Below are 24,383 nucleotides of genomic sequence, written 5' to 3'. Positions count from 1 at the left end.
CGTCGCGCGAGCGGCCAAAGCCGCCGTCGCGGCCGCTGTCACGCCCACCGCGGGAATCGCTGGGTCGGCCACGGTCGTAGCCACCGTCGCGGGATCCCCGAGAGTTGTCGTCACGGCCGCCGCGGAATCCACCGTCGCGAGACCCACCGTCGCGGGATCCGCCAGAACGGTTGTCGCGCGAACGATCGAAACCGCCGTCACGGGTGCCGCGGAATCCTGAATCGCGTGCGCCACCACTCCGGGCACCGCCGCTCCGGGCATCACTATCGCGCCCGCCACGGTATCCGCCGTCGCGGCCGCCATCGCGGCCACCCTCACGGAATCCGCGGGCCCCCGTGTCACGCCCGCCGTAGGACGAGCCGCCGTCGCGACCACCACGCGAACGATCGTAGCCACCCTCGCGGCCACCGTCACGCGATCCGCCCGACCGGTCGAAACCACCGTCGCGCCCGCCGCGCGAACGATCGAAGCCGCCCTCGCGGCCCGCATCGCGCCCGCCGCGCGAACGATCGAAACCACCGTCACGCGACCCGCGCGAACGATCGAAACCACCATCACGCCCACCGTCACGCGATCCGCCCGACCGGTCGAAACCACCGTCACGCGACCCGCGCGAACGGTCGAAGCCGCCCTCGCGGCCTGCATCGCGCCCACCGCGCGAACGATCGAAGCCACCCTCGCGGCCCGCATCGCGCCCGCCGCGCGAACGGAGATCATTCGAGCGAGCGTAGCGGCCACCGGCCGTCGCGTCGCCACGGCCGCCGCGGCCCTCATCGGAACGGCGCTCATCAGAGCGACGCTCGCGGGTCGGACGCTCATCGCGGCCGTAGCCCCCACGACTCTCATCGCGGCCGTAGCCCCCACGACGATCATCGCGGTCGACACCCCCACGACGTTCGTCGCGTCCGCCGGAACGCGGCGCTCCCGAGCGTGATCCCGCGCTGCGGGGCCCGTCGAAGCGGTCGTCGCCCTGGTATTCGGCACTGCGGCGGCCATGCGGGTTGCCCTTTGCGGCAATCCCGCGCATGCCCTGCGCGCCCTTGCCGTCGCCCGGACGGCCCGAGGTGATGGGGCGCCGTGCACCGCGCTCACCACCATTCTCCTCACCACCCTCCTCGAAGGATGTAGCGGAGAGCAGCGCGCCACGCTCCGCGGCACCGAGCTCGCGCAGTTCACCCATCGGGAGCGTGCCGAGCCGGAGCGGGCCGAACTTGCGACGGACAAGCTCCACAACGGGGTGGCCCACCTCAGCCAGCATCCGGCGGACAATGCGGTTGCGGCCGGAGTGAATCGTGAGCTCAACGAGGGAGTGTGTCTTTCCCGATCCGCCCGGGAGAATCTTGGCCCAGTCAGCGCGAATGGGACCGTCGGACAGCTCGATGCCATCCTTGAGCTGCTGGATCACCGACGCGGTGACCCGGCCGCGCACCTTGGCAATGTATGTTTTCTGCACGCCGAAGCTCGGGTGCGCGAGCTTGTGGGCGAGATCCCCATCGTTGGTGAGGATGAGCAGGCCACTCGTATCGGTGTCGAGGCGCCCGACGTTGTAGAGCCGGTCCTCGATCTTCTTGGTGAACTCGCGCAGGTCGGGGCGCCCGTTCTCGTCGCTCATCGTGGAGACCACGCCAAGCGGCTTGTTCAGCACAAAGTAGCGCTTGGTGGCGTCGAGCTGCACAACAACCCCGTCCACCCGCACCTCGTCGGAGCTCGGATCGATGCGGGATCCCAGCTCGCGTTCCGGCTCACCATTGACGGTCACCCGACCGCTCGTGATGAGGGCTTCGCAGGCGCGGCGCGAGGCGATCCCTGCGTGGGCAAGCGCCTTTTGCAGGCGGATCCTGCCGTCGTCGTCGTGCGTGGTCTCGACGTCGGATTCGACGTCGTCAGTATCGGTGGCGGCAGGACGGTCGCCCGGCCAACCGAATTCGGCGAGGTCTACCTCGACGTTGGAACCGTCGACGGAAAACGATCCGCCGAACTCTGATTCAGAGCGACTCATTGTCGAACCCTTCTGCTGGATCATCAAGTAGTGGTGCGATCGGGGGGAGCTCGGAAATATCTCCGATACCCAGGTGCCCGAGCAGCGTGTCTGAGGTGCCATATAGCGTGGCGGTGGTTTCTGGATCGTGGCCCACCTCGGTGATGAGGCCACGTGCGAGCAGGGTGCGGACCACCGAGTCGACGTTTACGGCACGAATCGAGGCAATCGCCCCGCGTGCAATCGGTTGCCGGTAGGCAATAACTGCGAGCGTTTCGAGTGCGGCCTGTGACAGCCGTGCCGGGGATTGCTGCTGAACGAAGTCCGCGATCAGCGGGTCCAAGCTCGCCCGGACGTAGAAGCGATACCCACCGGCGACTTCACGCAGTTCAAAACCGCGTGGGGTTGTGCTCGCGAGGTCGGACCCCGGAGAGTCGCCGGTACTGCTCCCCTGACCATCGTAGTCGGCGGCGAGCGCCTCCAGCGCCACACGGACGTCTTTCACAGGTCGATCCGTGGCTGTGGCGAGGCCCACGGCACTGAGTGGCTCGTCCGCCACGAGCAGCAATGCTTCAAGTTGCTGGGTCAGTGTGTGGTTCGCCCGCACCGCGGCGAGGGCCTCAGCGGTGGCGTCCACGGTGTCGGTGGTCCCTGTGGCGTCCACAGCGGCCGTGTTCTCAGCATTAGTCATAGTCGTTCCCCAGTGTCGCAAGCTCGTCATCCGACCAGTTCTCCCCGGTCCACTGCACAAGCAGCTCCCCCAGGGGTTCGGTCTGCTCGAAGGTGACCGCGGCGCGGCGGTAGAGTTCCAGGATCGCGAGGAACCGGGCCACGATCACGCCCCGCTCCGACACCCCCACGATCAGCTCTCGGAAGCTTCGCAGGCCATCGCTGCGTAATTGTGCCACCACGATCGCGGCCTGCTCGCGGATCGACACGAGCGGGGCGTGCAGGTGGTCGAGCCCCACGGTGGGCAATTCCCGAGGCGCGAACGCGAGCGCGGCGATCGCGCCAAAATCCGCGGCGGAAAGGGTCCAGACAAGTTCGGGGCCGCGGTCGCGGTACTTCGCATCGAGCGGCACGAGGCGAGGGTGTCTGGCTTCTTCGGACGCGAGCCGTTCCCGAAACCACGCGGTGGCCTGCTTGAACGCCCGGTATTGCAGCAGCCGCGCAAACAGCAGATCCCGCGCCTCAAGCAACGCAATATCCTCGGCGTCGACCGCCTCCCCCTGGGGCAGCAGGCTCGCGATCTTCAAATCGAGCAGCGTTGCGGCGACAACGAGGAACTCGGAGGCGCGATCCAGCTCGATCAGCCCCTGGCCCTCAATCGAGGCGAGGTAGGAAATGAACTCGTCGGTGACCAGGCTCAGGGAGACCTCGGTGATATCGAGTTCGTGCTTCCCGATCAGGCTGAGCAGCAGGTCGAACGGCCCATCGAACACTTCAAGGGTGACGTGAAACCCGGCTTCTGGCGCGCTCGGATCGCCCGACGACGCGTCGCGCACGCCCGGCTCCTGGTTCGTGTCGAGCGCTGCCATGATCGAAACTTACGCGACCACGCCCCGCTGCACGAGTTCCCGTGCGAGCTTCAGATACGCCTCGGAGGCGGCGTTTGTGGGCGCGTAATCGAGCACCGGCTGCGCCGCGATCTGGGCATCCGGCAACTTGACCGTCCTGCCGATGACAGTGTCGAAGACCTTGTCGCCGAACGTGTCCACCACGCGCTCCAGCACCTCACGGGCGTGCAGCGTGCGCGAGTCGTACATTGTCGCCAGGATCCCGTCGAGCTCCAGCGCAGGGTTGAGGCGATCCCGCACTTTGTCGACGGTCTCAACGAGCAGCGCGACACCGCGCAGCGCGAAGTACTCGCAGGCCAGCGGGATCAGGACCCCGTGACTTGCGGTGAGCGCGTTCACTGTCAGGAGGCCGAGCGAGGGCTGGCAGTCGACGAGGATCACGTCGTAGTCGGCGGCGACCTTGCGCAGTACGCCGCCCAGGATCTGCTCGCGGGCCACCTCGGAGACAAGGTGCACCTCGGCGGCGGACAGGTCGATGTTGGCAGGGATCACGTCGAGCCCCGGCGTGTTCGTGCGCTGGATCGCCTCGTGCGGATCCTTCACCTTGCCGAGCATCAGGTCATAAATCGTGACGACGTCATGGGCGGGAATCCCGAGCCCGGCGGACAGGGCACCCTGGGGGTCGAAGTCCACGGCGAGCACGCGCCGACCGTAGCGCGCGAGCGCGGCCGCGAGGTTGATCGTGCTTGTCGTCTTACCAACGCCACCCTTTTGGTTGCACATCGCGATGATGCGCGCTGGGCCGTGCCGCTCCAATTTCGGGGGCGCGGGAATGATGCGCTCGGGTCGGCCGGTGGGACCGATCTCGACCTGTGTCTTCGCCATTCCCGATTCTCCTCCTGCAGGTACTCGCTAACGCTCCATCCTATCGCGGCTTCGCGGGTCCCTCTGGGCGTGCTGCGGCGCGGGGGCGGATCGCCTGGCGCGCCGCCGCGGGTGCAGCGCTACGGCGGCCGCGCAGCGTGCTACTCCACCACCGGTGTTGACGCTTCAACAAGGATGAGCGTGTCGGCGATCAGCACGGGACGCGTACCTCCCGCAGCCTCCACCGTGTAGCTCACGGGAACCTCGAGCAGCTCACCGCGGGCGCGGGGCTCGCCGATGCGCGCGCGAGCGCGGACCCGCGCCCCCACCGGCAGCGGTGCCGGGAAGCGCACCCGGTCAAGGCCATAGTTCACCACGGTTCGCGTGTTTGCAATCGTGTAGAGCTCCCGCGCGAATCGGGAAAGCAGCGCAACGGTGAGGTAGCCGTGCGCGATAGTGCCGCCAAACATCGACTGCGCCGCAGCGTCAGGATCGCAGTGGATCGGCTGCCAATCTTCGGTGACCCGCGCGAAGTCGTCAACGCGCTGTTGCGTGATCGGAAACCACGCGCTCGGGCCGAGTTCGGCGCCCGCGGCGGCCCGGAGTTCCGCGAGCCCGGAAAACACACGCGGCGCGGGATCCGGCGCTGTTGTGTCCGGCGTCGCAGGATCCGGCATCACCGCGTCGAGCTGTGCGGGTTCCGGCGCCGCCGTGTCCAGCGGTGCCGGATCCGGCACCGTGTTAGGCACTCGGACCGCCCGCCACGTACAGCACCTGGCCAGACACGAAGCTGCTCTCCTCGGCGACGAAAAACGCGATGGCGTGCGCCACGTCTGCGGGATCCCCCATCCGGCGTACCGCCGTCATCCCGGAGACCCGCTCCGCGAGCTCCTCAAAGGTGAGGCCCTGGCGTTCCGCCGTGGCGCGTGTCATATCTGTTGCGATAAACCCCGGGGCTACCGCATTTGCCGTGATCCCGAACTTCCCCAGTTCGAGCGCGAGCGTCTTCGTGAGGCCCTGGATCCCGGCCTTCGCCGCTGAGTAGTTGCTCTGCCCCGCGTTCCCCAGCGCTGAGGTGCTCGACAGGTTCACGATCCGGCCCCAGCGTTCCGCGACCATGAAGCTCTGCACCGCACGGCTCATCAGGAACGCGCCGCGCAGGTGCACGTTCATGATCAGGTCCCAGTCATCGAGGGTGGCTTTGAAGAGGAAATCGTCACGCAGCACCCCGGCGTTGTTGACGAGCACGAGCGGCGCCCCGAGCGCAGCGTTCGCCGCGGCGGCACCCTGGGCCACGCTCTCCTCGTCGGACACGTCGACCGCGAAGCCCTGGGCAGTGCCGCCGGCAGCCCTGATCGAGGCGGCAGCCGCGTCAAGCGCGCCCTCGTCGAGATCGAAGAGCGCGATCGGCCAGCCGCGGCGCGCGAGCTTGTGCGCGGTCGCCAGGCCGATCCCACGGGCGGCACCCGTCACGATCGCGCAGCGGCCAGAAGTGGGCGTGGTGGAGTCGATCATGTGTCCGTCCCTTCGTCAGTGCGGCCGGAGTACTCGTCCGCGGAAATTCCCCACACTCGCGTGACGAGCGCGCCCGCCAGGTGGTCCTCCCCGGTGGGCACCTCGGCCGAGCTCGGCTCGTGCCGCAGCATCGCGAACGCAATGTCGATGAAGCGTTCCGCAACCTCGGCCGCAGAAAGCTCCCCGCGGGGTGAAAACCAGTGCGAGACGCTGGTGCACGTCTCGAGGAGCGCCAGGCGCACGATGCGTTCGTCGCGCACCGTGAAGCTGCCTGCGTCGACGCCCTGCCGGATCGCCTGCTGCCAGATCCGCTCATAGTGATCGCGCTGCGCAACCACCCGTTCGCGGTCTTCGGGGCCGAGATTGTCGATCTCGGTGTCTCCGACAATCGCGGACTCGCGCTGGAGCGCGTGCGTGACCACGTGTAGCCACACGAGATGCGCAAGGAGTTCGGCGGGGTCGTCGCAGTGTTCACGCAGGAAGTCGGAAGCGAGGGTGTATCGCTCGTGCGAGTCGGTGAGGATCTGGTACAGCAGCTTGTCCTTCGTCCCCGCGTAGTGGTACAGCGTGGAGGATGTCAGCCCACTCTGGGTGGCGATCTCCCGGATTCCCGTCGCGTTGTACCCTTTGCGAGCAAACAGGTGCAGGGCGGCCTCGCGCACGCGGAGGTGCGTGCCGGTGGGGAGATCGGGAACCGCAAGGGTGGCGAGCTCCTCCAGTACTGGGGTCGTCATCTCAGGTCACCTCTCGCTTCGCAGATCCCAGAAGCTCGATCGATCGAGCGGGTCCGGGAGCCGGTGTTTGGCCACGCGTTCGGAAACCGTCCGCGGGAACTTCGTTACCGACCTCCAGTATCGGGGAATCTTGAAGCTTGCGAGCTCCGCAGCGCAGAACTCGGCGAGATCGCTGAACAGAGTCGCATCGTCGCGCGGGTCCCCCGGCTCGCGGAGCACAAAACAGGCGACTTCCTCACCCCGCAGCTCATCCGGGACCGCGATCACTGCCGACACCTGCACAGCAGGGTGCGCGGTGACAACACTCTCCACCTCCGCGGCGGAGACGTTCTCACCCGCCCGGCGAATCATGTCCTTGGTGCGGCCCACGTACGCGATCCGTCCCGCCCCGTCGTGCTGCACAATGTCTCCCGTCCGGAACCAGGCATCGGGCTCGGCGGCGCGATCCTCCTGCCCGAGGTAGCCCAGAAACAGCCCGTCGCCCCGGATCCACAACTCACCCGGTTCCCCGGGTGCCGCGACGGAACCCGTGCGGGTCACGACCGCGGCCTCGCGATGCGCGCGCGGTACTCCGATCCAGGAGCTTCCCACGAACCGGGCCGCTTCTGTCTCCTGCATGAACAGGTCCGATCCGGTCTCCGTCATACCAAATGCCTCAAGCCACGGCACGCCCCAGCGCTCCTCCAGCGTGCGGTGCAGCGCGGCCGGAATCGCCGAAGCCTGGATCAGACGCACCCGATGCTCACGATCGCGCGGGCTCGGCGGCATCCGATGGAGCAGCGCGGGCATGAGCCCCAAGCAGTAGAAGTAGGTCACACCGTAGCGACGTACCCGGTCCCAGAACGTGCTGGGGTGAAAGCCGTCCGCCACGACAAGTTCCGCCCCGGCGGCGAGCGCAACAATCACGTTCCACTGTGGGTCAATGTATGACATGGGCTGGGCAGTAAACAGCACGTCGTCGGCGGCAATCTGCGGGGCCTCCTGGGTCAGGGTCCACGCGAACGCGAGCCAATACCGGTGGCTCAGCACACAGCCTTTCGGGGCACCGGTCGTCCCCGAGGTGAATTGGATGTTCGCGATCGTGTCGGGTCCGGGGCGCGGCGCGGTGTCGCGAGCTGCGGCGCGGGACCCTGCGCGGGACTCGGCCGCCGCGAGATAGGTATCGACGTCGACGATCCGGACCGCGCTCCCCGCGAGCTTGGCCGCAGCCCGCGCCGTCTCGAGCGCCTCCGGGGCGGCGAGGAGCAGGGCCGGATCGGCCTCCCGCAGCACATGCGCGAGATCGCGGCGGCGATAGCGCACGTTCACGGGCACCGTGGCGGCCCCCAGGCGCGAGAGCGCCAGCCAGCTCAGCGGGAACGCCGGGGAATTCGGGGCCATCAGGGCGACCCGGTCCCCCGCAGCCACGCCGTCCGCGCCAAGCGCCGCCGCGATCCGAGCGGTGCGACGCTCAATTTCGGCGAAGGTCAGCGCCTGACCGCAGGGATCGAACCGCCAAGCGACTCGATCGGGCCACCGCTCTGCCGCACGTTCAATGAGGGCGGCGATGCTGTCGACCCCTTCAAGGGGTACCCGAGCGAAGCGGGGCGGTTGCGCGAGGTCGGTGACCACGCGCACCCCCGGCGCGGGGAGCCCCGTCACGGCCGCTCGCTGAACCGGGCCCGGGCGCGCTCGGCGTCCGCGGCACCCCCGGTGTCGAGGCCGTTCTCGATCTCGAGCGCCATCGCGCGGGCTGCGTCCTCGGCGAACACCCGCTCGATTGTGCCCTTTGCCAGCGCCATCGCGGCGTGCGGGAGTTCCAGGACACGGGCGGCGATCCGATCCGCCACCACAGCACGCTCGTCTCCGTCCGCGACCCGCGTGATCATGCCAAGCCCCAGTGCGGTCCCCGCGTCGAATGGTTCTCCCAGCATGATGAGCTCCTTTGCCCGCGGCATCCCGATCGCCTGCGGAAGATAGAACGATATCCCGCCGGTCACCGACAGCCCCACCGACACCTCGGGGAATCGGAACAGGGTACCGCGCTCCGCCACGACAAAATCGCAACTCAGTGCGAGCTCGATCCCGGCACCGTAGGCGAAGCCGTGCACGTTCGCGACGGAGATCAGCTCCGGATCGCGCAGTGCGTGACTCACGAACTGCAAACGGTCGAGGTGCCGCCGGGCGGCCGCCGAGTGGCGCGCCAGGGGTGGCGCCTTGAGGTCGTGCCCGGCGCAGAACGCTCGCCCCGCGCCGCTAAGGACAACAACCCGGCAGTGCGCTGCACGGACGCGATGCAGTGCCTCCGCGAGACCCCAGATGAGCGCGGCCGATGCGGCGTTCAAGCGCTCGGGGCGGTGAAGCTCGATCCGGGCGGTCTCCCCCGTAATGTCCAGGAGCACGCAGTCGCCGGCCTCGGGATACTCGGCGGCGTCCGCAAACAGCACCGTGGGGTCGAAGCCGCGCTGATCCGCCGCCGCGCGGGTCAATCTTCCTCCGTGATCTGACGCAGGAAGGCCCGGCCACGGTCGGACTGCGGGTCATCAAGCACCTGATCCGGCGGGCCCTGCTCCTGGATCTTGCCATCGGCCACAAGCGCAATCGTGTCCGCGACCTGGCGCGCAAAGCGCATCTCGTGGGTGACGGCAACCATTGTCATTCCGTCCTGCGCGAGCTCGCGCATCACCGCGAGCACCTCACCGACAAGCTCAGGATCGAGCGCGGAGGTGGGCTCGTCAAACAGCATGAGTTTCGGGCTCATCGCGAGCGCGCGGGCGATCGCCACCCGCTGCTGTTGCCCGCCCGATAGCGAACTCGGGTACGCGTCCTTCTTGGCGGCCAGGCCCACGCGGTCCAGCAGCCGCTCCGCGGTGGCTTCGGCGGCATCACGCGGGTGCTGTGCGACGCACTGCTGGGCGAGGGTCACGTTCTGCAACACGGTGAGATGCGGGAACAGGTTGAAGGACTGGAACACCATGCCCACGCGCTGCCGCATCGTGTTGAGCGTGCGCTCGCGGTAGTCCAGATGTTCGCCGTCGATCTCCACCGAGCCATCGCTCAGGCGTTCGAGGCCGTTGATGCAGCGCAGCAGCGTGCTCTTGCCCGCGCCGGAGGGCCCGATCAGCACGGTGACCTCACCGCAGGCGACATCGAGGTTGACACCCTCGAGCACGGTGTGACTGCCATAGCGCTTCACCGCGTCGCGGATGCGTACACGCGGGGTGGTGTCGGTCGGGGTGGGGGCCGAGAGTGTGGTGCTCATGCGGGGTTATCCTCGCTTCCTGAAGTAGGCTTCGACGCGGTTCACACCGAGGGTCATGAGGCCCACGATCGCGAGATAGTACAGGCTGACAATGCTGTAATACGTCAGCGGTTCAAACGACGCGGCAGAGAGCCGCTGCGCGGTCATGAACAGTTCGCCGACGGTGATAAATGCAGCCACCGAACTGTCCTTCAACGAGATGATCGCCTGATTCGCGAGGGCCGGGACAACCACGCGGATCGCCTGCGGACCGACGACTTTCTGCAGCGTGCGGATCCGGCTCATGCCGAGCGAACGCGCCGCCTCCACCTGCCCCTTCGGCACCGAGGCAAGGCCCGAGCGCAGGATCTCCGAGACATATGCCGATGTGTGAATACTCAGGCCAACCACCGCCGCGGTGAACGCCTCTACCTTCACGACCGCGACGATCCCGAAGTAGATGACAAATAGGAGCGCAATGAGCGGCACCCCGCGGATGATGGCCAGGTACGCGGTCGCGAACCAAACGAGCGGCTTCTTCCCGCTGAGCCGCATCGCGGTAATGAGCACCGCGAGGAGCAGGGAGAAGATCAGGGTCAGCACGGTCAGTGCGAGCGTGACCCCAAGGCCCTGCACAAACACCGGCCAGCTCGACAGGAGCGACTGGAGAAATTCCATCGTGTGTTCTCGTTCTTTCGTGTGGTGGGTGGGGCGGACGCTCCGGCGCGTTCCGACTTAGCCCAGGCTCTCCCCGAACCATTCCTGGCTCAGGGCGTCGTAGGTGCCGTCCTCATGGAGCGTCACGAGGGCCGCATCGATCGCGTCGCGCAGCTTCGTGTTGTCCTTGCCGACCGCGATCGCCGCGACATCGGGAATGAGCACGTCGCCGACCTCCTGCACCTTGAAGCCGGCGTTCTTCGCGAGGTAGTTGCCGATGAAGCCCTGCGTGATCACGCCGTCGATGCGGCCCGACTCAAGATCCTTCAGCGCATCGGGGTCGGCCTGGTACGTGCGGACCTCGGAGATGTTGTCGCGGCCCTGCGCGTATTCCTCGAAGGTGGTGCCGAGGGTGACGCCCACCTTCGCGCCGTCGAGCTCGTCGATCGAGGTGATCTTCGATCCGGCGGGCACGAACAGCGAGGCCCCGGTCTCGTAGTACGGCTCTGTGAAGAGCACCTGCTGCTTGCGCTCCTCCGTCGCCGCGAGGGAGCCAATGATCGCGTCCGCGCGGTTCGCCTGCAGGCCGCCGATCAGGGAGTTGAACGGGGCGGTGACCGGCTTCGCCTCGAGTCCGATCTCCTCCGCGATCGCGGTGCAGATATCGACGTCAAAGCCGACAAGCTCACCCGCCTCATCGAAGTAGTTGAACGGCCGGTACTCGCCACTCATGGAGCAGGTAAAGGCTCCCGCCTCGATCGTGGGAAGCGTGCTGCCGGATCCTTCGGCCGCGGGTCTTGAGCCTGTCTCGGCATCTGCGGGGGCGCTGCAGCCCGTCAGGCCGAGGACTCCGGCACCGAGGACGAGGGCAATCGCCCCGATTCGCGTGCGTACGTGCTTGGTCATCTCACTCACTCCTTTGTCAGTGGGGGTGCTCCCCCGCGCAGTGCCGCTCTCGGCACCGCGCGTGTGTTGCTCCGGTGGCTGCGTTCTCCCGCCGGCTTCTCGATCGATCGATCGATCGAATGTGAAGAATGTAGCATGCCGCGGACCGAGATCGGAAACTCTCGCCGCCCACGGGACGATGAGCGGGGCCTCGCGACCCCCTGGATAGGCCCGCGCGGGTCTCCCGAATCGCCCACCCCACGCCGGTATCATCCAAAGTGCGGTGCCGGTCAGATCCGGCACCCAGCACGGTTTGCCGCGCACGTTCACACGCCCGATCCCGTGCTTCGCAGCAATGAAAGGACGATCTTGAGCACCGACCCCTACGCGGCCCTGCCCGTGGTTCCCGAGTTCACGCTGACGTCAGCCACCCTCGCCGACGGTGGGCGAATGCCGCTTCCCCAGATCTCCGCCACGCTCGGAACCGGCGGCGGCGACCGCACCCCGCAGCTCAGCTGGAGCGGCGCCCCCGAGGGCACACGCAGCTTCGCTCTGACCTGCTTTGACCCCGATGCCCCCACCGCGAGCGGCTTCTGGCACCTCGCAGCATTCAACTTGTCCCCCGAACTCACCTCGCTGCCCGAGGGTGCCATCACGCTCGACGCGGTCGCCCCCGAGTACGCGTCCGCGTTCTCGCTGCTCCGCAACGACGGCGGGGTGCGCGGGTACCTGGGTTCCGCGCCGCCGGAGGGCCACGGCGATCACCGCTACATGTTCGTGGTGCACGCCCTCGACGTGGACGCGCTGGAACTCGACGAACTCGCGTCGCCCGCGTACCTCGGCTTCAACATGTTCGGCCACACGCTCGGCCGCGCCCGCCTCACCGGCGTCTTCGGGCGCTAGCCCGGGCCCGGCTGCTCGGCCCCTGCCCGCCCGCCGCCCGCCTGACGCCGCCCGCCCAACCCGAGTCGTATTATCTGCCGGTAGGCGTTTACCGTGGAGAATCGCTCGGGCAGGATAATTTGCCTCGGTTCGGTCGGGCGGGAGCGTGCCCGGGGCGGGCGGGAGCGTGGCAGCCCGGCATCCCGACGCCCCGGACGCCCGACCGACGCTGCCGACGTCGTAGCCGGCGAGCAATCGCCCAAACCGAGGGAAGTTATCGCACCTGAGCGATTTTCTGCAATAAACGGCTCAGACAGGATAATTTGCCTCGGTTTGGGCGCGGGCACGACCGGTCGCGGGCGCGGGTGCGGACTGGTCAGGGCGCGGGCGCTACCGGGCGCGCGGGTGGGCGAGCAGGTAGTGCTCGCGCAGCGTGTCCGCGGTGACCTGCGTGTAGATCTGGGTCGTTGTGACCGAGGCATGTCCCAGCAGTTCCTGCACCGTGCGCACGTCCGCACCCCCGGAGAGCAGATGCGTGGCGAACGAGTGCCGCAGCGTGTGCGGCGAGACCTCCGCCGTGATCCCGGCACGCTCAGCGGCGGAGCGGATCACGAGCCACGCACTCTGGCGAGAGAGCCGCGCACCACGGGGACCGACAAACAGCGCCGGGGTACCCTTCCCAGCCGCAACCATCACCGGCCGAGCCCGCACCAAATACGCCGCGAGCGCACGCCCCGCATAGCTCCCGTAGGGCACGATCCGCTGCCGCGAGCCCTTGCCCGTGACCTGCAGAAATCCGCCCTCGCCAAGCGCCTGCTCGGGTGCACGCCAGGCCTCGCCGTGACCGGTGCCCGCGAGCAGGTCGTCGAGATCCAGCGCGGTCACTTCGCTGATGCGCGCCCCGCTCGCATAGAGCAGCTCGAGCAGGGCACGATCCCGCAGCGCGACCGGCTCGTCTAACCCAGCAGAGGCGGATCCAGCGGCGGACCCTAGGGCAGATCCAGCAGCGACAGATCCAGCAGCCTCGACGGGCCCCCCGGCCGCGGTGAGGAGCGCTTCCACGTCTTCGACGGAGAGCGCCTTCGGGAGCCGCTGGGCGCGCTTCGGGGTACGCACCCCGCTGCCAGCGTGTGTGTCGAGCAGGCCCTCCTCGAAGAGGTAACGGTGCATGCCGCGCACCGTGGAGAGACGGCGCGTGATCGACGCGGGTGCGAGCGACGGCTCCGCCCCGCTCAGCTCGGCCACGTAGGCGGACAGCGTGTCCGGCGTGACGGCCGTAAGATCCTCGATCCCACGCGACTCAAGCCACGCGGAGTAGGCTGCCAGATCGCGTCGGTACGCCGCCTGACTGTTGTCGGACAGACCGAGTTCGAGTGCGACGTGGCGCAAGAAGCGCTGCGCGCCCTGGGCCGCGCTCACCGCCATCCGGCCGAGCGCTCCCCCCGGGCGGCGGCGCGCGCCGTCCACGGCAGTTCAGGATCCCGCAACGAGTCCCAGTTCTGACCCCGGGCAACGGCCGCAGCCAACACTGCGCTCACCGTGACCGCGTTCTGGATCCGGCCGTCGAGAGCCGCGGCAACCGCATCATCAAGCGGGACCCAGTGCGGAACCAGTTCGGCTTCCTCTTCCGAGCGCACGTAGTCGTGTTGGATCGCGTGCACGTCCCGCGCGAGGAAAATGCGCATCGCCTCGCTCGTGCCGCCTGGCGAGAGGTACAGGTCAAGCAACAAGCCCCAGGAATCGGCCCGCAAATCTGCTTCCTCGGCCAGTTCGCGCTGCGCACCGGCGAGGCCCGACTCACCGGGCATGTCCATCAGTCCCGCCGGGATTTCCCAGTCACGGTGCCCGATCGCGTGGCGGTACTGCTGGATCAGCAGGACGCGATCCTGCGCGTCGATCGCGAGCACCGCAACCGCCCCGGGATGGTCGAGGTAGTCACGCACGAGCTCGGTATCGCCGAAGCGGAACCTGTCGCGGCGCACGTCCCAGACATGTCCGCGCACGAGCAGCTCAGTGTCGAGCACCTCAACCTCGGCTGGCGCGTCCGCGAGGGGCGCACCAGCCGAACCGGGATCGTTACTCACCGCCGTTGACCTCGAAGAGGCGTGCGGCGTCGCGGCGCTCGATCGCGGCCCCCGCGAGTCCCGCGAACAGCGGGTGCGGCGTGCCGGGACGCGAACGCAGCTCAGGGTGCGCCTGCGTGGCAATGTAGAACGGGTGCTGCGCGGTGGGCAGTTCCACGTACTCGACGAGCTCGCCGTCCGGGCTGGTGCCCGAGAACGACAGCCCGGCATCCGCGATCTGCGCACGGTACTGGTTGTTCACCTCGTAGCGGTGGCGGTGACGCTCGGTTGCGGTCGGTGCCCCGTAGAGCTGCGCGGCGAGGGATCCCTCAGCGAGTGCAGCTTCGTAGAGGCCCAGGCGCATGGTGCCGCCCATGTCGCCGCCGTCGATGATGTCGACCTGCTCGGCCATCGTCGCGATGACGGGGACCGGGGTCTCCGGATCAAACTCGGTCGACGAGGCACCCTCGAGTCCGGCGACGTTGCGCGCGTACTCGATGACCATGCACTGCAGGCCGAGGCACAGCCCCAGAGTGGGGATCCCGTTCTCGCGGGCGAAGCGGAGCGCGCCCAGCTTGCCCTCGATGCCGCGGATCCCAAAGCCTCCGGGCACGCAGATGCCGTGCACGTCACCGAGTGCAGCGAGTGCGCCCTCGGGCGTCTCACAGTCATCGGAGGGCACCCAGCGGATGTTGACCTTTGTCGAGTGTGCAAAACCACCGGCCCGCAGCGCCTCGGTCACCGAAAGGTAGGCGTCCGGAAGGTCAACGTACTTGCCGACGAGTGCGAGCGTGATCTCGCCCTTCGGGTGGTGCACCGCGTCGAGCACCGGCTGCCAGCCCGTCCAGTCGACGTCAGTCGCCTTGTCGTCGAGGCCCAGGTTCTCGGTGATGATGCTGTCGAGTCCCTGCTCGTTGAGAAGCGTCGGGAGGTCGTAGATGCTCGGCACGTCGATCGCGTTGACCACGGCGCGCTCTTCGACGTCGCACATGAGCGCGATCTTGCGGAGGTTATCGTCCGTGACGGGGCGATCACTGCGCAGGACGAGGGCGTCAGGCTGGATTCCGATCGAGCGCAGCGCGGCCACCGAGTGCTGGGTGGGCTTGGTCTTCTGCTCCCCGGACGCACCCATGAACGGCACGAGCGACACGTGCACGAAGAACACGTTGCCGCGGCCGAGTTCGTGACGCACCTGCCGTGCGGCTTCCAGGAACGGCTGCGACTCGATGTCGCCAACCGTGCCACCTACCTCCGTGATGATCACGTCGGGCTGCGGCACCTGCTCCGACTGGAGGCGCATGCGGCGCTTGATCTCGTTGGTGATGTGCGGGATCACCTGGACGGTCTGGCCCAGGTACTCGCCGCGGCGCTCCTTGGCGATCACTTCCTGGTAGATCTGACCGGTCGTCACGTTTGCGGCCTGCGACAGGTTGATACCGAGGAAGCGCTCGTAGTGTCCGATGTCGAGGTCGGTCTCCGCGCCGTCGTCCGTCACGAAAACTTCGCCGTGCTCAAACGGGTTCATTGTGCCGGGATCGACGTTGAGGTACGGATCCAACTTCTGCATCACGACGTGGAGGCCACGTGCGGTCAGGAGGTTTCCGAGACTCGCGGCGGTCAATCCCTTGCCCAGCGAGGAGACGACACCTCCGGTCACGAAGATGTGCTTAGTTGTCCGGGTCTGGTCCGTGCTCTGATCTGTTCCCACGGGCTTCGATCCTATCAGTAGAGTTTGGGTCTGGGGGACGGATTCAGCTCGCGCTTAGCGGAGCTCTTGGCGCGGGACCCACACCTGTTTGACGATCATCAACACCATCGCGGTCACGGGAATCGAGATCAGTGCACCCAGGAGGCCAAGCAATGTGCCGCCGGCCAATGCGCCGATCACAACGAGCGCACCAGGAACAGACACGACCCGGTTCATGATCCGCGGGGTGAGCAAATACGATTCGACCTGCATGTAAACGAGGTAGTACCCCGCCGCGATAATCGCGGTCATCGGCGAGTCGAACAGCGCCACCGCGGATACGAGGACCGTCGCGACGACGGATCCGATGAGCGGGATCATGGCGAGCAGGAAGACTCCCACGGCGACAAGCCCCGCGAACGGAACTCCGACGATCGTCATCATCACAAAACCCAGCACCGCGTTGATGAACGCGAGGACGACCATTCCGCTCACGTAGCCACCGACGGACTTGGTGACCTGTTCGGTGATGTCCATCACCTTCGCGCGTCCCGTACGCGGCACGAGTGAGTAGAACGCCCGTTTGATCGTGCGCAGCGAAGCGAGGAAGTAGAGGGTGAGGATCAGTACGATCAGCCCGGCAGTGAGCCCGTTAGCGATGCCGATACCGGCCTGCCACACGCCACCCGCGACCTGCGCCCAGTTCTCCGGCTTACTGACGAGATCCTGCCCCATTTTGAGAAGGCCATCGAAGTCGATGAATCGACCAAAGTTCTCGTTCAAGTCCATGAACCACTGCTGCGCGGTGACGTCCTTGAAGAGTGCCGGAGCGCTCTTCACGAGCAGAGCGATCTGGTTTGCGATCATCGGAATCACGATGGCGAGCAGGGCCGCGATGAGGACGACAAAGCCGCCGAACACAACGCCGATGCCGAGGCCGCGTTTCAGTCCTTTTCGCTCCAACCAGCGCACCACGGGGTCGAGGCCGAGGGCCACGAACAATGCAGCAACGACGTACATGATGATCGTCGAGAGCTGCCCGACGATGTCGCCAAACAGCAAGGCGACGAGAACGCCGAGCGTGACCGTGAAGCCGAGCTGGAACGGGGCACGCACCACGAACTCACGCGCGGTTGTCTTCGATCGTTCCTCGTGCGCGTCGAAAGCGGCCTCGCGGGCGTCACGGTACATTTCGCGGGTGTCCGCGTCCATCTGTTCCACGTCCGCGTGGACCACGTCCGGGTGGTTGTCGAGGTACGCAGCTTTCGTCTGCTCGTCATCCCCCAGATCCGGTACCGCTGGGACCCCCTGCTGCCGACGCCGTCGGAACATCTTCACCATGTGTTGGAGCGTAGCACCCGGGCGCTCCTGCCCGGCGAGAAAACCGCTGCAATTTCCCTCCGGCGCGCCACCGCCCCGTTACCTCGGTCGCGGCGGAGGTTACCCGACGGCGCGCTCCGCGGCACCGAGGTCGAGGAGTTCCGCGGCGTGTTCGAGCGCGCTCGAGGAATCACTGAGGCCCGACAGAAGGCGGGCCATCTCGGCGAGGCGGTGCTCGCCGTCGAGCCGCTGACAGCTTGATTCGGTGAATCCGCCCGCTGAGTCCTTCACGACACGTAGGTGGTTGCCGGCAAACGCGGCGACCTGTGCAAGGTGGGTCACGACGATCACCTGCGAGCTCTTCGCGAGGCGTGCGAGCCGTCGGCCGATCTCGATGGCGGCAGCACCTCCCACGCCTGCGTCGACCTCGTCGAAGACAAACGTCGGTACCGGATCGACGCCCGCGACGACGACCTCGAGCGCGAGCATGACACGGGAGAGTTCACCTCCGGACGCGCTCTTCGCGATGGGCCGTGGCGTTGCCCCAGGGTGCGGGCTCAGCAGGAGCTGCACCTCGTCGCCGCCGGATCCGCCCAAGCTCTCGAGTGGAAGCACCCGCACCACAAAGTCGGCGTCGGGGAGCGCAAGTTCACGCAGTTCCACCGTGACAAGTTCGGAGAGCCGCACGGCAGCATTGGTGCGCTGCGTGCTCAGCTGCTCGGCGAGCGTGCGTTCGCGTTCGTTTGTCTCTTCGAGTTCTGCCGCAAGCTTGTCGATGAGTTCGTCGTCGCCTTCGAGCTCGGTCAGCCGGGCCGCGGACTGTCCGGAGTGCGCAATTACCGCGGCGGAATCCGCACCGTACAGGCGGAAGAGCCCGTTTAAGGCAGCGAGACGCTCGTTGGCTCGGGCGAGCTCACCTGGCCCTTCAACGTCGAGATCACCCACGTAGGCGGAGAGTTCCCGCGCCGCGTCGGCGACTTGGAAACTCACGCTCTGCAGGGTTTCGAGGACGCCGCTCAGGCGGACATCGTGTGCGGCGACGCGTTCGAGTTCGCGCACGGCCGTATCGACGAGGCTCGCAGCGTCCTGACTCATGGGGTCGTCAGACTCCGTCGCGAGTGCTTCGTGGGCCCCCACTGTCGCAGCGCGGAGTGCTTCAACGTTGCTGAGCACATCGATACGTGCGGCGAGTTCGGCCTCTTCTCCGGGCTGCGGGTCGACCTCAGCGATCTCGTCGAGTTCTGCACGCAACCGCACCGCCTCAGCGGCACGCTCATCGCGCGCGGCGGTCAGTTCTGCCACGCGCTCTCCCAGTTCGCGGCGGGCGCGATGGGCGGTGCGGTACTCCGTCAGTGTTGCCGCGAGGTCGGTGCCCGCAAAGCGGTCAAGTGTGTCGCGCTGCGCCGCTGCCGAACGTAACCGGAGCTGCTCGGATTGCCCGTGCACGGCGAACAGTCGCTCGGCGAGGCGACCCAGGCTACCGACGGGTGCGTTGGATCCGCCGACGCTTGCTCTGCTGCGCCCCTCCGCACTGACGGTGCGACCGAGGATCAGCACGCCGTCCTCGACGTCGCCGCCGAGCTCGTCCACGAGATCCGTCACCGCCGGATCCGCCGTGTGTACGACCCCGTTGACACGCGCCTGACTCGCACCGGTGCGCACAGCCCCCGCGTCGCTGCGCTCGCCCATGAGCAGGCCAAGCGCACTGACAACCATCGTCTTACCTGCGCCTGTTTCGCCCGTAATCGCCGTGAAACCGGGACCGAGCGGCAGCGTGGCATCCGCGATTACTCCGAGATCCCGGATCCGCATTTCTTCGATCATGAGCGCTCCTCACGTCCGTTGCCCCGCCACCCGGATACCGGGAGGTGGAATTTTCGCACCAGGCGGTCCGAGAACGGGGCCGCGCTGAGCCGCGCCAGGCGCACCGAGAGCGGAGAGCGTCGCACACGCACAGTGGAACCGGCAGGCAGTTCGGTGCGGCGCCGGCCATCACACCACAGCACCCCGGGACCCACGTTTTCGGGGAGGATACGCACGCTCAGCTCCGAGTCGGTCCCGGTCACGAGCGGTCGGTTGAACAGCGCATGGGCCGCGATCGGCACCATCAGCATTGCCTGCACGCCCGGCCACACTACGGGGCCGCCCGCCGAGAACGCATAGGCCGTGGAACCCGTTGGGGTGGCCACGACCATACCGTCGCAGGCGAATGAGGAGACCGGCAGCCCGTCCACCCCGATCTCGACCTCAAGCATGCGGCGGCGCTTCTCAACGCTCGCCTCGTTCAAAGCCCAGGTGTCCGCGATTACTTCGCCGTCGCAGGTCGCGCTGACCTCAAGGGTCAGCCGCTCCTCCACGGTGTAGTCACGCCGCAGTACACGGTCAATCGTGGACGCGAGGTCGAAGCTCTCCATCTCGGCGAGGAACCCTACATGTCCCAGGTTGACCCCAACGATGGGACAGGCGGAGCCTCGGAGCACCTCTGCGGCGCGCAGGATCGTGCCGTCACCACCCAGCACGATCGCCGCTTCAAGGTCCGCAATCGCCGCGTTTGTTCCCAGCACTCCGATCCGGGACACATCGAGATGCGGGGCAAATTCGTCGCTGTCTTCCGCAGCAAACACGGGAATAACACCCGCAGCATGGAGCGCAGAGACCGCGGCGATCGTAGCCGCTATCGCTTCCTCCCGGTGCGTGTGGGAAACAATGAGGAACCGCCGGGGTTCACCCTCGTGCACCGTCGTCATCGCGCTCCCTCGTCTCGCTCCGGATCCACTCCGTGCGGCCGCAGCGGTGCTCCGGTGAGCTCCGCGATCCGCCCCTCCCATTCTGTCGGATGGGGCGCTTCGGCGCGCGAGAAGTGCACGAGGAATTCACGATTCCCGCTTCCGCCCGAAATCGGGGACGGCGCAAGCCCACGCGCCGTAAAGCCGTGTTCAGCGGCGGAGCGCAGCACGATCCGGATCGCGTCGGCCCACAGTTCCGGGCTCGTCACCACCCCGTCGCGGACACGACCCACCTCGAACTGCGGCTTGACCAGGAGCACAAGCTCGGCGTCCGCCGCGGCCACCCGTGCGATAGCGGGGAACACGAGCGAGAGCGAGATGAACGACAGATCCGCCACCACGAGTTGTGGCGAGGCTGGCTCCTGGGTGTCTGTCGAAAGGTTCGCCGTGGTGAGCTCCCGTGCGTTACGCCCTTCGACGAGCCGCACTCGCGGATCCTCCCGCAACTGCGGGGCCAACTGATCGCGACCCACGTCGATCGCTTGCACGAGTCGCGCCCCACGCTCCAGGAGGACCTGGGTGAAGCCACCCGTCGACGCTCCCAGGTCGAGAGCCAGGCGATCAGCCGGATCAATCCCGAAGGTATCGAGTGCCGCGATGAGTTTGTGGGCGGCGCGGCCGACATAGTGGTCGTCGCCCGAAACCTCGACGCGAGCGCCGGTTGCCACGCGCACACCTGGCTTCGCGGCCGTTGTGCCGTTCACAGCGACACCGCCCGCGGCGATGAGCTCGGTCGCCCGACTGCGTGAACGCACGAGACCGAGTTCCGGAAGCACCCGATCGAGACGTGCCGGGGCGCCGGCCCACACCGCGCTAGGCGTCACCATGGTCACCTCGTTGCAGCTCCGCGAGCAGTTCGTCGTGAAGCTGCTCGAATCCTGCCGCCCGCTGTGCAAGCGGTTGTGCCTCGATCACCTCGACGCGACTCAGCAGGCTTTCCTCAGGGTTACCAGATGGAACGCTCGCCTGCGCGCTCGTGGGCTGATCCTGGCTCTCCATAGTTCCCAGCCTATCCGCGACCGCTGACAAGGCGCGGGAACCGCCACGTCTGCGCCCGTCCGGACACGGCGCGGCGCCCGCACTGCGACCGGAGGGGATCCCGCGGAGGATCGCGGCGCTTTAGCGCCAGTGATCCTCGAAGAGACGCTCCGGGACCTTCAGCCCGTAGATCGCAAGACCCGAAGCCCAGATGGCGGCGCAGCCTGCACGCAGCAGATTGATCGGCGAGTCCCCCTCAGCGTCGATACGAACGATGTGGCCGTCCATCCCCACGCGCGCTGTGCCCACTTGCATGCTGCCGTCCTTGCGCTGCACTGTCTCCGGGTACGGTTCGTGGAGTTCCGCGAGGGACGCAACGATGTAGTCCGGATGCATGTCCTTGGACGCCGCGACGAGCTGTTTGGGGCGGTCGACGCCGGTCAGCACGTGCAGCGACGGGATCCCCGCAGCGCGTGCGCCCTTCATATCGGTGTCTAGTCGATCACCGATCATCAACGCGTTGCGCGTGCCGAAGCGCTCGAACGCGGTCTCAAAAATAGGCGTCTCGGGCTTCCCAGCGAACACTGGGAGGCGCTGGACCGCGGTGTGCACAGCGGACACGAGAGTTCCGTTGCCCGGTGCCAAGCCCCGCGCGACCGGAATCGTCCAGTCGGTGTTCGTCGCGATCCACGGCAGCTGCGGGCGGCCGGGCTTCTCGGCGAGGGCGAATGCGGCCTCCGCGAGGTGCACCCACCCGACGTCGGGTGCGAAGCCCTGCACCACGGCTGCGGGATCATCATCTGCGCTGCGCGTCACCGCGTATCCCGCCTTGGTGAGCTCGTCGGTCAGGCCTTCGCCGCCGATCACGAACACCAGTGCGCCGGGTGCCACAGTCTCCCGAAGCAGGGTCACTGCGGCCTGAGGCGAAGTCACCACGTCGCCCGCCGCGGCCCGGAGCCCCAACTCGCTGAGGTGGGCGGCGACATCACGATCCGTACGGGACGCGTTGTTGGTGACGTATGCGAGCCGCACCGACTCTGCGGCACGATTCAGTTCCTCCACGGCACCCGGGATCGCACCCGGACCGCGGTACACGACACCGTCGAGATCTGCGAGCAGGAGCTCGCGATCCGCAATCGGCGCCGCGCCCAACGGTGTTGCTTTCCGCCCAAACAGGCTCACTTGGACTCCTCCTCCGCCTCCGTCGGCGTCTCGGTGATGCCGGCCTCGGCCAGCAGTTCATCAACTTCAGCCTCCACAGACTCCGCAAACGAGAGCGGAGCAACGTCAGAGTCGTCTTCGGACGCTTCTGCGACAGGGGCGGCGGCGGCAGGCTGCTCGGGAGCGGACTCCGTAGTCTCCTCGGGGGCAGCTTCGATCGATTCTTCGGCTACCGTCTCGGGAGCGGCTTCGACCGAGGTCTCAACGGCCTCACTCGGATCGGCCACAGCATCAGCATCAGCATCAGCATCAGCATCAGCATCAGCATCGTACATCTCGACCGGCTCCGGAAGCGGTTCGGACTCAAGAATCTCGAAGACCTCGAGTTCGTCCTGTGAGCCATGATGATCTGCCAGAGCAGCCAAGGCGCGATCGGCGTGCTTCTGCCAGGTCGCTGCTTCTGACGTGCGTCCCAGGTCTTCGAGGACTGCGGCGTAGGCAGCGAATAGGTCCGGGCTCCAGGAGAACGCCTTCTTCGGGTTGAGCTCGGGGATTTCGAGCTCGAAAAGCGCCTGCTGGGTCTGACCCAGGTCGAGACGCGCTCCAGACATCGCGATCGCAAGGTGAACGCGCTGATCCGTCTCGAGGGTCTTCGGATCGGCCTCCAGGCCGGTCTCGATCGCCTTCTCGGGACGGCCCAGGCCCCGCTCGCAGTCGACCATCAGCGCGAGGTGTCCGTCGAGCCCACTCAGGCGACGGTACGTGCGGAGTTCCCGCAACGCGAGGGCGAAGTCACCCGTCCGGTACGCCGTGATCGCGAGCGTTTCACGAGCCACCGGAATTCGGCCGGCGCGACGACTCGCGGAGAGCGCGTGCTGGTGTGCCAGTTCGGGGTCATCGTCGATGAGGAAGGCGACCATCGCGAGGTGACGGGAGACACGTTCCTGTACGTCCGCTTGCAGAGTCTTCAGCTCGTTGCGCGCCGATGGGTGAAGATCGCGCGGATCGACCTCGTCTGGCAGCACCGGGTCTTGGTGCTCAGCCCGAACGGGACGCAGCTCGTGCTGGAGCCGTTCCGCCTCGGTGAATTCACGGTCACTGCCGCCGCGATCGCTTCGACCGCCGCCGCGCGTGCCCCCGCGACCATAGTTGGCGCGCGGATCACGCTGCGGACGCTCGGACCGGTCATCGCGGTTCCCCCGGAACGGGGGACGCGAATCACCGTCACGCTGCGGGCGACGATCCCCATCGCGCTGCGGCCGGCGGTCGTCGCCACCACGGTAGGAGGGACGATCATCCCGGTTGCCGCGGTACGGGGGACGCGAGTCGCCGTCACGCTGCGGGCGACGATCATCGCCACCACGGTACGCAGGGCGGTCATCGCGGTTGCCGCGGTACGGGGGACGTGAATCGCCATCGCCGCGCTGCGGACGACGGTCGTCACCACCACGGTACGAGGGACGATCGTCCCGGTTCCCACGGTACGGAGGACGTGAATCACCATCACGCTGCGGACGACGATCATCGCCGCCACGATACGAGGGGCGCGAGTCGCCATCACGCTTCGGCCGACGGTCGTCACCACCACGATACGAGGGACGGTCATCCCGGTTGCCGCGGTACGGGGGACGCGAGTCACCATCACGCTGGGGGCGGCGATCATCGCCACCACGATACGAGGGGCGCGAGTCGCCATCACGCTGCGGACGACGGTCGTCACCACCACGGTAGGAGGGACGGTCATCGTGGTTGCCGCGGTACGGGGGACGCGAGTCACCATCGCGCTGCGGGCGACGATCATCGCCCCCACGCGGTGCGTAGCCACCGCGCTCGTTTCCGCCATCGCGGCGCTCGGGCCGGCTCGACCGGTCGTCGCGCTGCGGGCGTGAGTTGCCTGAGCGTTCGCCCCGATAAGGGGACCCTTCGCGTTTGTTGCGGGGGGCTCCGTCGTCCGGGCGCTCTCGTCGATCCCGTTCGTTCATAATGGTGCCTCCCGCAATACGCTATTCAAAAAAGGGTCGTGAAATGAGTCGAGGGCCGCATCCCGGCACCATCACTGGTGTCCAGGATACGACCCTCGATAAAAGGTGTCCGGCGGTGTCCTACTCTCCCACACCCTCCCGAGTGCAGTACCAT

Annotated in this window: 23 protein-coding genes and 1 pseudogene; 1 reads left to right on the top strand and 23 read right to left on the bottom strand. The window is 67.3% G+C overall.

Translation table 11 applies throughout. From position 1 onward, the window contains the following. Positions 1-1,123: 1,123 nt before the first annotated feature. The 12 genes and pseudogenes from FM113_RS18480 to FM113_RS10810 all read right to left on the bottom strand — a co-directional run. A pseudogene (locus FM113_RS18480) lies at positions 1,124-1,837 on the bottom strand (pseudouridine synthase); the annotation flags it as partial. A 148-nt stretch (positions 1,838-1,985) separates the two neighbouring features. Further along, on the bottom strand, positions 1,986-2,669 hold the full coding sequence (locus tag FM113_RS10860; RefSeq protein ID WP_087014571.1) for an SMC-Scp complex subunit ScpB: 684 nt from the start codon (positions 2,667-2,669) through the stop codon (positions 1,986-1,988). Next, complete coding sequence (locus tag FM113_RS10855) at positions 2,662-3,516, bottom strand: ScpA family protein (protein WP_087014569.1); 855 nt, start codon at positions 3,514-3,516, stop codon at positions 2,662-2,664. Before FM113_RS10855 ends, FM113_RS10860 begins: the two co-directional genes overlap by 8 nt. Before the next feature lie 9 nt (positions 3,517-3,525). Further along, entirely contained in the window at positions 3,526-4,380 is an 855-nt protein-coding gene (locus FM113_RS10850) for a ParA family protein (RefSeq protein WP_087014567.1), read from the bottom strand. 140 nt (positions 4,381-4,520) lie between these two features. Beyond that, positions 4,521-5,108, bottom strand: a complete 588-nt coding sequence (locus FM113_RS10845) for a MaoC family dehydratase (protein WP_254908969.1) — start codon at positions 5,106-5,108, stop codon at positions 4,521-4,523. Then, positions 5,101-5,874 (bottom strand): SDR family oxidoreductase, encoded by a 774-nt coding sequence (locus tag FM113_RS10840; RefSeq protein ID WP_087014565.1) that lies wholly within the window; start codon positions 5,872-5,874, stop codon positions 5,101-5,103. Before FM113_RS10840 ends, FM113_RS10845 begins: the two co-directional genes overlap by 8 nt. After that, entirely contained in the window at positions 5,871-6,608 is a 738-nt protein-coding gene (locus FM113_RS10835; RefSeq protein ID WP_087014562.1) for a TetR/AcrR family transcriptional regulator, read from the bottom strand. The genes FM113_RS10840 and FM113_RS10835 overlap by 4 nt, the downstream gene beginning before the upstream one ends. Before the next feature lie 6 nt (positions 6,609-6,614). Further along, entirely contained in the window at positions 6,615-8,249 is a 1,635-nt protein-coding gene (locus tag FM113_RS10830; RefSeq protein ID WP_217895997.1) for an AMP-binding protein, read from the bottom strand. After that, a complete protein-coding gene (locus tag FM113_RS10825) occupies positions 8,246-9,076 on the bottom strand; it encodes an enoyl-CoA hydratase/isomerase family protein (RefSeq protein ID WP_087014560.1) in 831 nt (276 codons plus the stop codon). Before FM113_RS10825 ends, FM113_RS10830 begins: the two co-directional genes overlap by 4 nt. Next, complete coding sequence (locus FM113_RS10820) at positions 9,073-9,849, bottom strand: amino acid ABC transporter ATP-binding protein (protein ID WP_087014558.1); 777 nt, start codon at positions 9,847-9,849, stop codon at positions 9,073-9,075. Before FM113_RS10820 ends, FM113_RS10825 begins: the two co-directional genes overlap by 4 nt. A gap of 6 nt (positions 9,850-9,855) precedes the next feature. Next, positions 9,856-10,506: an amino acid ABC transporter permease gene (locus tag FM113_RS10815; RefSeq protein ID WP_087014556.1), complete on the bottom strand. Its 651-nt coding sequence runs from the start codon at positions 10,504-10,506 to the stop codon at positions 9,856-9,858. 57 nt (positions 10,507-10,563) lie between these two features. Further along, positions 10,564-11,391 (bottom strand): transporter substrate-binding domain-containing protein, encoded by an 828-nt coding sequence (locus FM113_RS10810; RefSeq protein ID WP_176387181.1) that lies wholly within the window; start codon positions 11,389-11,391, stop codon positions 10,564-10,566. Between the two features lie 345 nt (positions 11,392-11,736). Between FM113_RS10810 and FM113_RS10805 the strand changes: the two genes are divergently transcribed. Continuing rightward, positions 11,737-12,273: a YbhB/YbcL family Raf kinase inhibitor-like protein gene (locus FM113_RS10805; protein WP_254908975.1), complete on the top strand. Its 537-nt coding sequence runs from the start codon at positions 11,737-11,739 to the stop codon at positions 12,271-12,273. A gap of 369 nt (positions 12,274-12,642) precedes the next feature. Here the strand turns inward: FM113_RS10805 and FM113_RS10800 are convergent, their stop codons facing one another. The 11 genes from FM113_RS10800 to FM113_RS10750 all read right to left on the bottom strand — a co-directional run bounded on the left by FM113_RS10800 (position 12,643) and on the right by FM113_RS10750 (position 24,072). Next, on the bottom strand, positions 12,643-13,677 hold the full coding sequence (locus FM113_RS10800) for a site-specific tyrosine recombinase XerD (protein WP_087014663.1): 1,035 nt from the start codon (positions 13,675-13,677) through the stop codon (positions 12,643-12,645). Beyond that, entirely contained in the window at positions 13,668-14,336 is a 669-nt protein-coding gene (locus FM113_RS10795) for an NUDIX hydrolase (RefSeq protein WP_087014553.1), read from the bottom strand. The genes FM113_RS10800 and FM113_RS10795 overlap by 10 nt, the downstream gene beginning before the upstream one ends. Next, on the bottom strand, positions 14,329-16,023 hold the full coding sequence (locus FM113_RS10790) for a CTP synthase (protein ID WP_087014551.1): 1,695 nt from the start codon (positions 16,021-16,023) through the stop codon (positions 14,329-14,331). The genes FM113_RS10795 and FM113_RS10790 overlap by 8 nt, the downstream gene beginning before the upstream one ends. Before the next feature lie 54 nt (positions 16,024-16,077). Beyond that, complete coding sequence (locus FM113_RS10785; protein WP_087014549.1) at positions 16,078-17,343, bottom strand: AI-2E family transporter; 1,266 nt, start codon at positions 17,341-17,343, stop codon at positions 16,078-16,080. A 99-nt stretch (positions 17,344-17,442) separates the two neighbouring features. Continuing rightward, the gene (gene recN / locus FM113_RS10780; RefSeq protein WP_087014547.1) at positions 17,443-19,146 is read right to left on the bottom strand and encodes a DNA repair protein RecN; all 1,704 of its coding nucleotides are present in this window, start codon (positions 19,144-19,146) and stop codon (positions 17,443-17,445) included. After that, positions 19,143-20,069 carry an NAD kinase gene (locus FM113_RS10775; protein WP_087014545.1) on the bottom strand — a complete coding sequence of 309 codons (927 nt, stop codon included), beginning with the start codon at positions 20,067-20,069 and terminating at the stop codon, positions 19,143-19,145. Before FM113_RS10775 ends, recN begins: the two co-directional genes overlap by 4 nt. Further along, positions 20,066-20,935: a TlyA family RNA methyltransferase gene (locus FM113_RS10770; RefSeq protein ID WP_087014543.1), complete on the bottom strand. Its 870-nt coding sequence runs from the start codon at positions 20,933-20,935 to the stop codon at positions 20,066-20,068. Before FM113_RS10770 ends, FM113_RS10775 begins: the two co-directional genes overlap by 4 nt. Then, positions 20,922-21,107: a hypothetical protein gene (locus tag FM113_RS10765; protein ID WP_087014541.1), complete on the bottom strand. Its 186-nt coding sequence runs from the start codon at positions 21,105-21,107 to the stop codon at positions 20,922-20,924. The genes FM113_RS10770 and FM113_RS10765 overlap by 14 nt, the downstream gene beginning before the upstream one ends. A 120-nt stretch (positions 21,108-21,227) precedes the next feature. Then, a complete protein-coding gene (locus tag FM113_RS10760; RefSeq protein WP_087014539.1) occupies positions 21,228-22,268 on the bottom strand; it encodes an HAD-IIA family hydrolase in 1,041 nt (346 codons plus the stop codon). Continuing rightward, entirely contained in the window at positions 22,265-23,272 is a 1,008-nt protein-coding gene (locus FM113_RS10755; RefSeq protein ID WP_254908968.1) for a hypothetical protein, read from the bottom strand. Before FM113_RS10755 ends, FM113_RS10760 begins: the two co-directional genes overlap by 4 nt. Next, a complete protein-coding gene (locus tag FM113_RS10750) occupies positions 23,215-24,072 on the bottom strand; it encodes a hypothetical protein (protein ID WP_140393342.1) in 858 nt (285 codons plus the stop codon). Before FM113_RS10750 ends, FM113_RS10755 begins: the two co-directional genes overlap by 58 nt. Positions 24,073-24,383 lie beyond the last annotated feature (311 nt).

The sequence above is a fragment of the Leucobacter sp. 7(1) genome (genome assembly GCF_900163635.1).
In the GTDB taxonomy this organism is placed as follows: Bacteria; Actinomycetota; Actinomycetes; order Actinomycetales; family Microbacteriaceae; genus Leucobacter.
The sequence above is the reverse complement of the archived record's forward strand: the minus strand, read 5'-3'. Positions and strand labels throughout refer to the sequence as shown.

Bases quoted from the DNA above. Each gene is read 5' to 3' on its own strand.
- FM113_RS10860 (WP_087014571.1), bottom strand. From the start codon at position 2,669: ATGACTAATGCTGAGAACACGGCCGCTGTGGACGCCACAGGGACCACC.
- FM113_RS10855 (WP_087014569.1), bottom strand. From the start codon at position 3,516: ATGGCAGCGCTCGACACGAACCAGGAGCCGGGCGTGCGCGACGCGTCG.
- FM113_RS10850 (WP_087014567.1), bottom strand. From the start codon at position 4,380: ATGGCGAAGACACAGGTCGAGATCGGTCCCACCGGCCGACCCGAGCGC.
- FM113_RS10840 (WP_087014565.1), bottom strand. From the start codon at position 5,874: ATGATCGACTCCACCACGCCCACTTCTGGCCGCTGCGCGATCGTGACG.
- FM113_RS10835 (WP_087014562.1), bottom strand. From the start codon at position 6,608: ATGACGACCCCAGTACTGGAGGAGCTCGCCACCCTTGCGGTTCCCGAT.
- FM113_RS10820 (WP_087014558.1), bottom strand. From the start codon at position 9,849: ATGAGCACCACACTCTCGGCCCCCACCCCGACCGACACCACCCCGCGT.
- FM113_RS10815 (WP_087014556.1), bottom strand. From the start codon at position 10,506: ATGGAATTTCTCCAGTCGCTCCTGTCGAGCTGGCCGGTGTTTGTGCAG.
- FM113_RS10810 (WP_176387181.1), bottom strand. From the start codon at position 11,391: ATGACCAAGCACGTACGCACGCGAATCGGGGCGATTGCCCTCGTCCTC.
- FM113_RS10800 (WP_087014663.1), bottom strand. From the start codon at position 13,677: ATGGCGGTGAGCGCGGCCCAGGGCGCGCAGCGCTTCTTGCGCCACGTC.
- FM113_RS10785 (WP_087014549.1), bottom strand. From the start codon at position 17,343: ATGGTGAAGATGTTCCGACGGCGTCGGCAGCAGGGGGTCCCAGCGGTA.
- recN (WP_087014547.1), bottom strand. From the start codon at position 19,146: ATGATCGAAGAAATGCGGATCCGGGATCTCGGAGTAATCGCGGATGCC.
- FM113_RS10775 (WP_087014545.1), bottom strand. From the start codon at position 20,069: ATGACGACGGTGCACGAGGGTGAACCCCGGCGGTTCCTCATTGTTTCC.
- FM113_RS10770 (WP_087014543.1), bottom strand. From the start codon at position 20,935: ATGGTGACGCCTAGCGCGGTGTGGGCCGGCGCCCCGGCACGTCTCGAT.
- FM113_RS10765 (WP_087014541.1), bottom strand. From the start codon at position 21,107: ATGGAGAGCCAGGATCAGCCCACGAGCGCGCAGGCGAGCGTTCCATCT.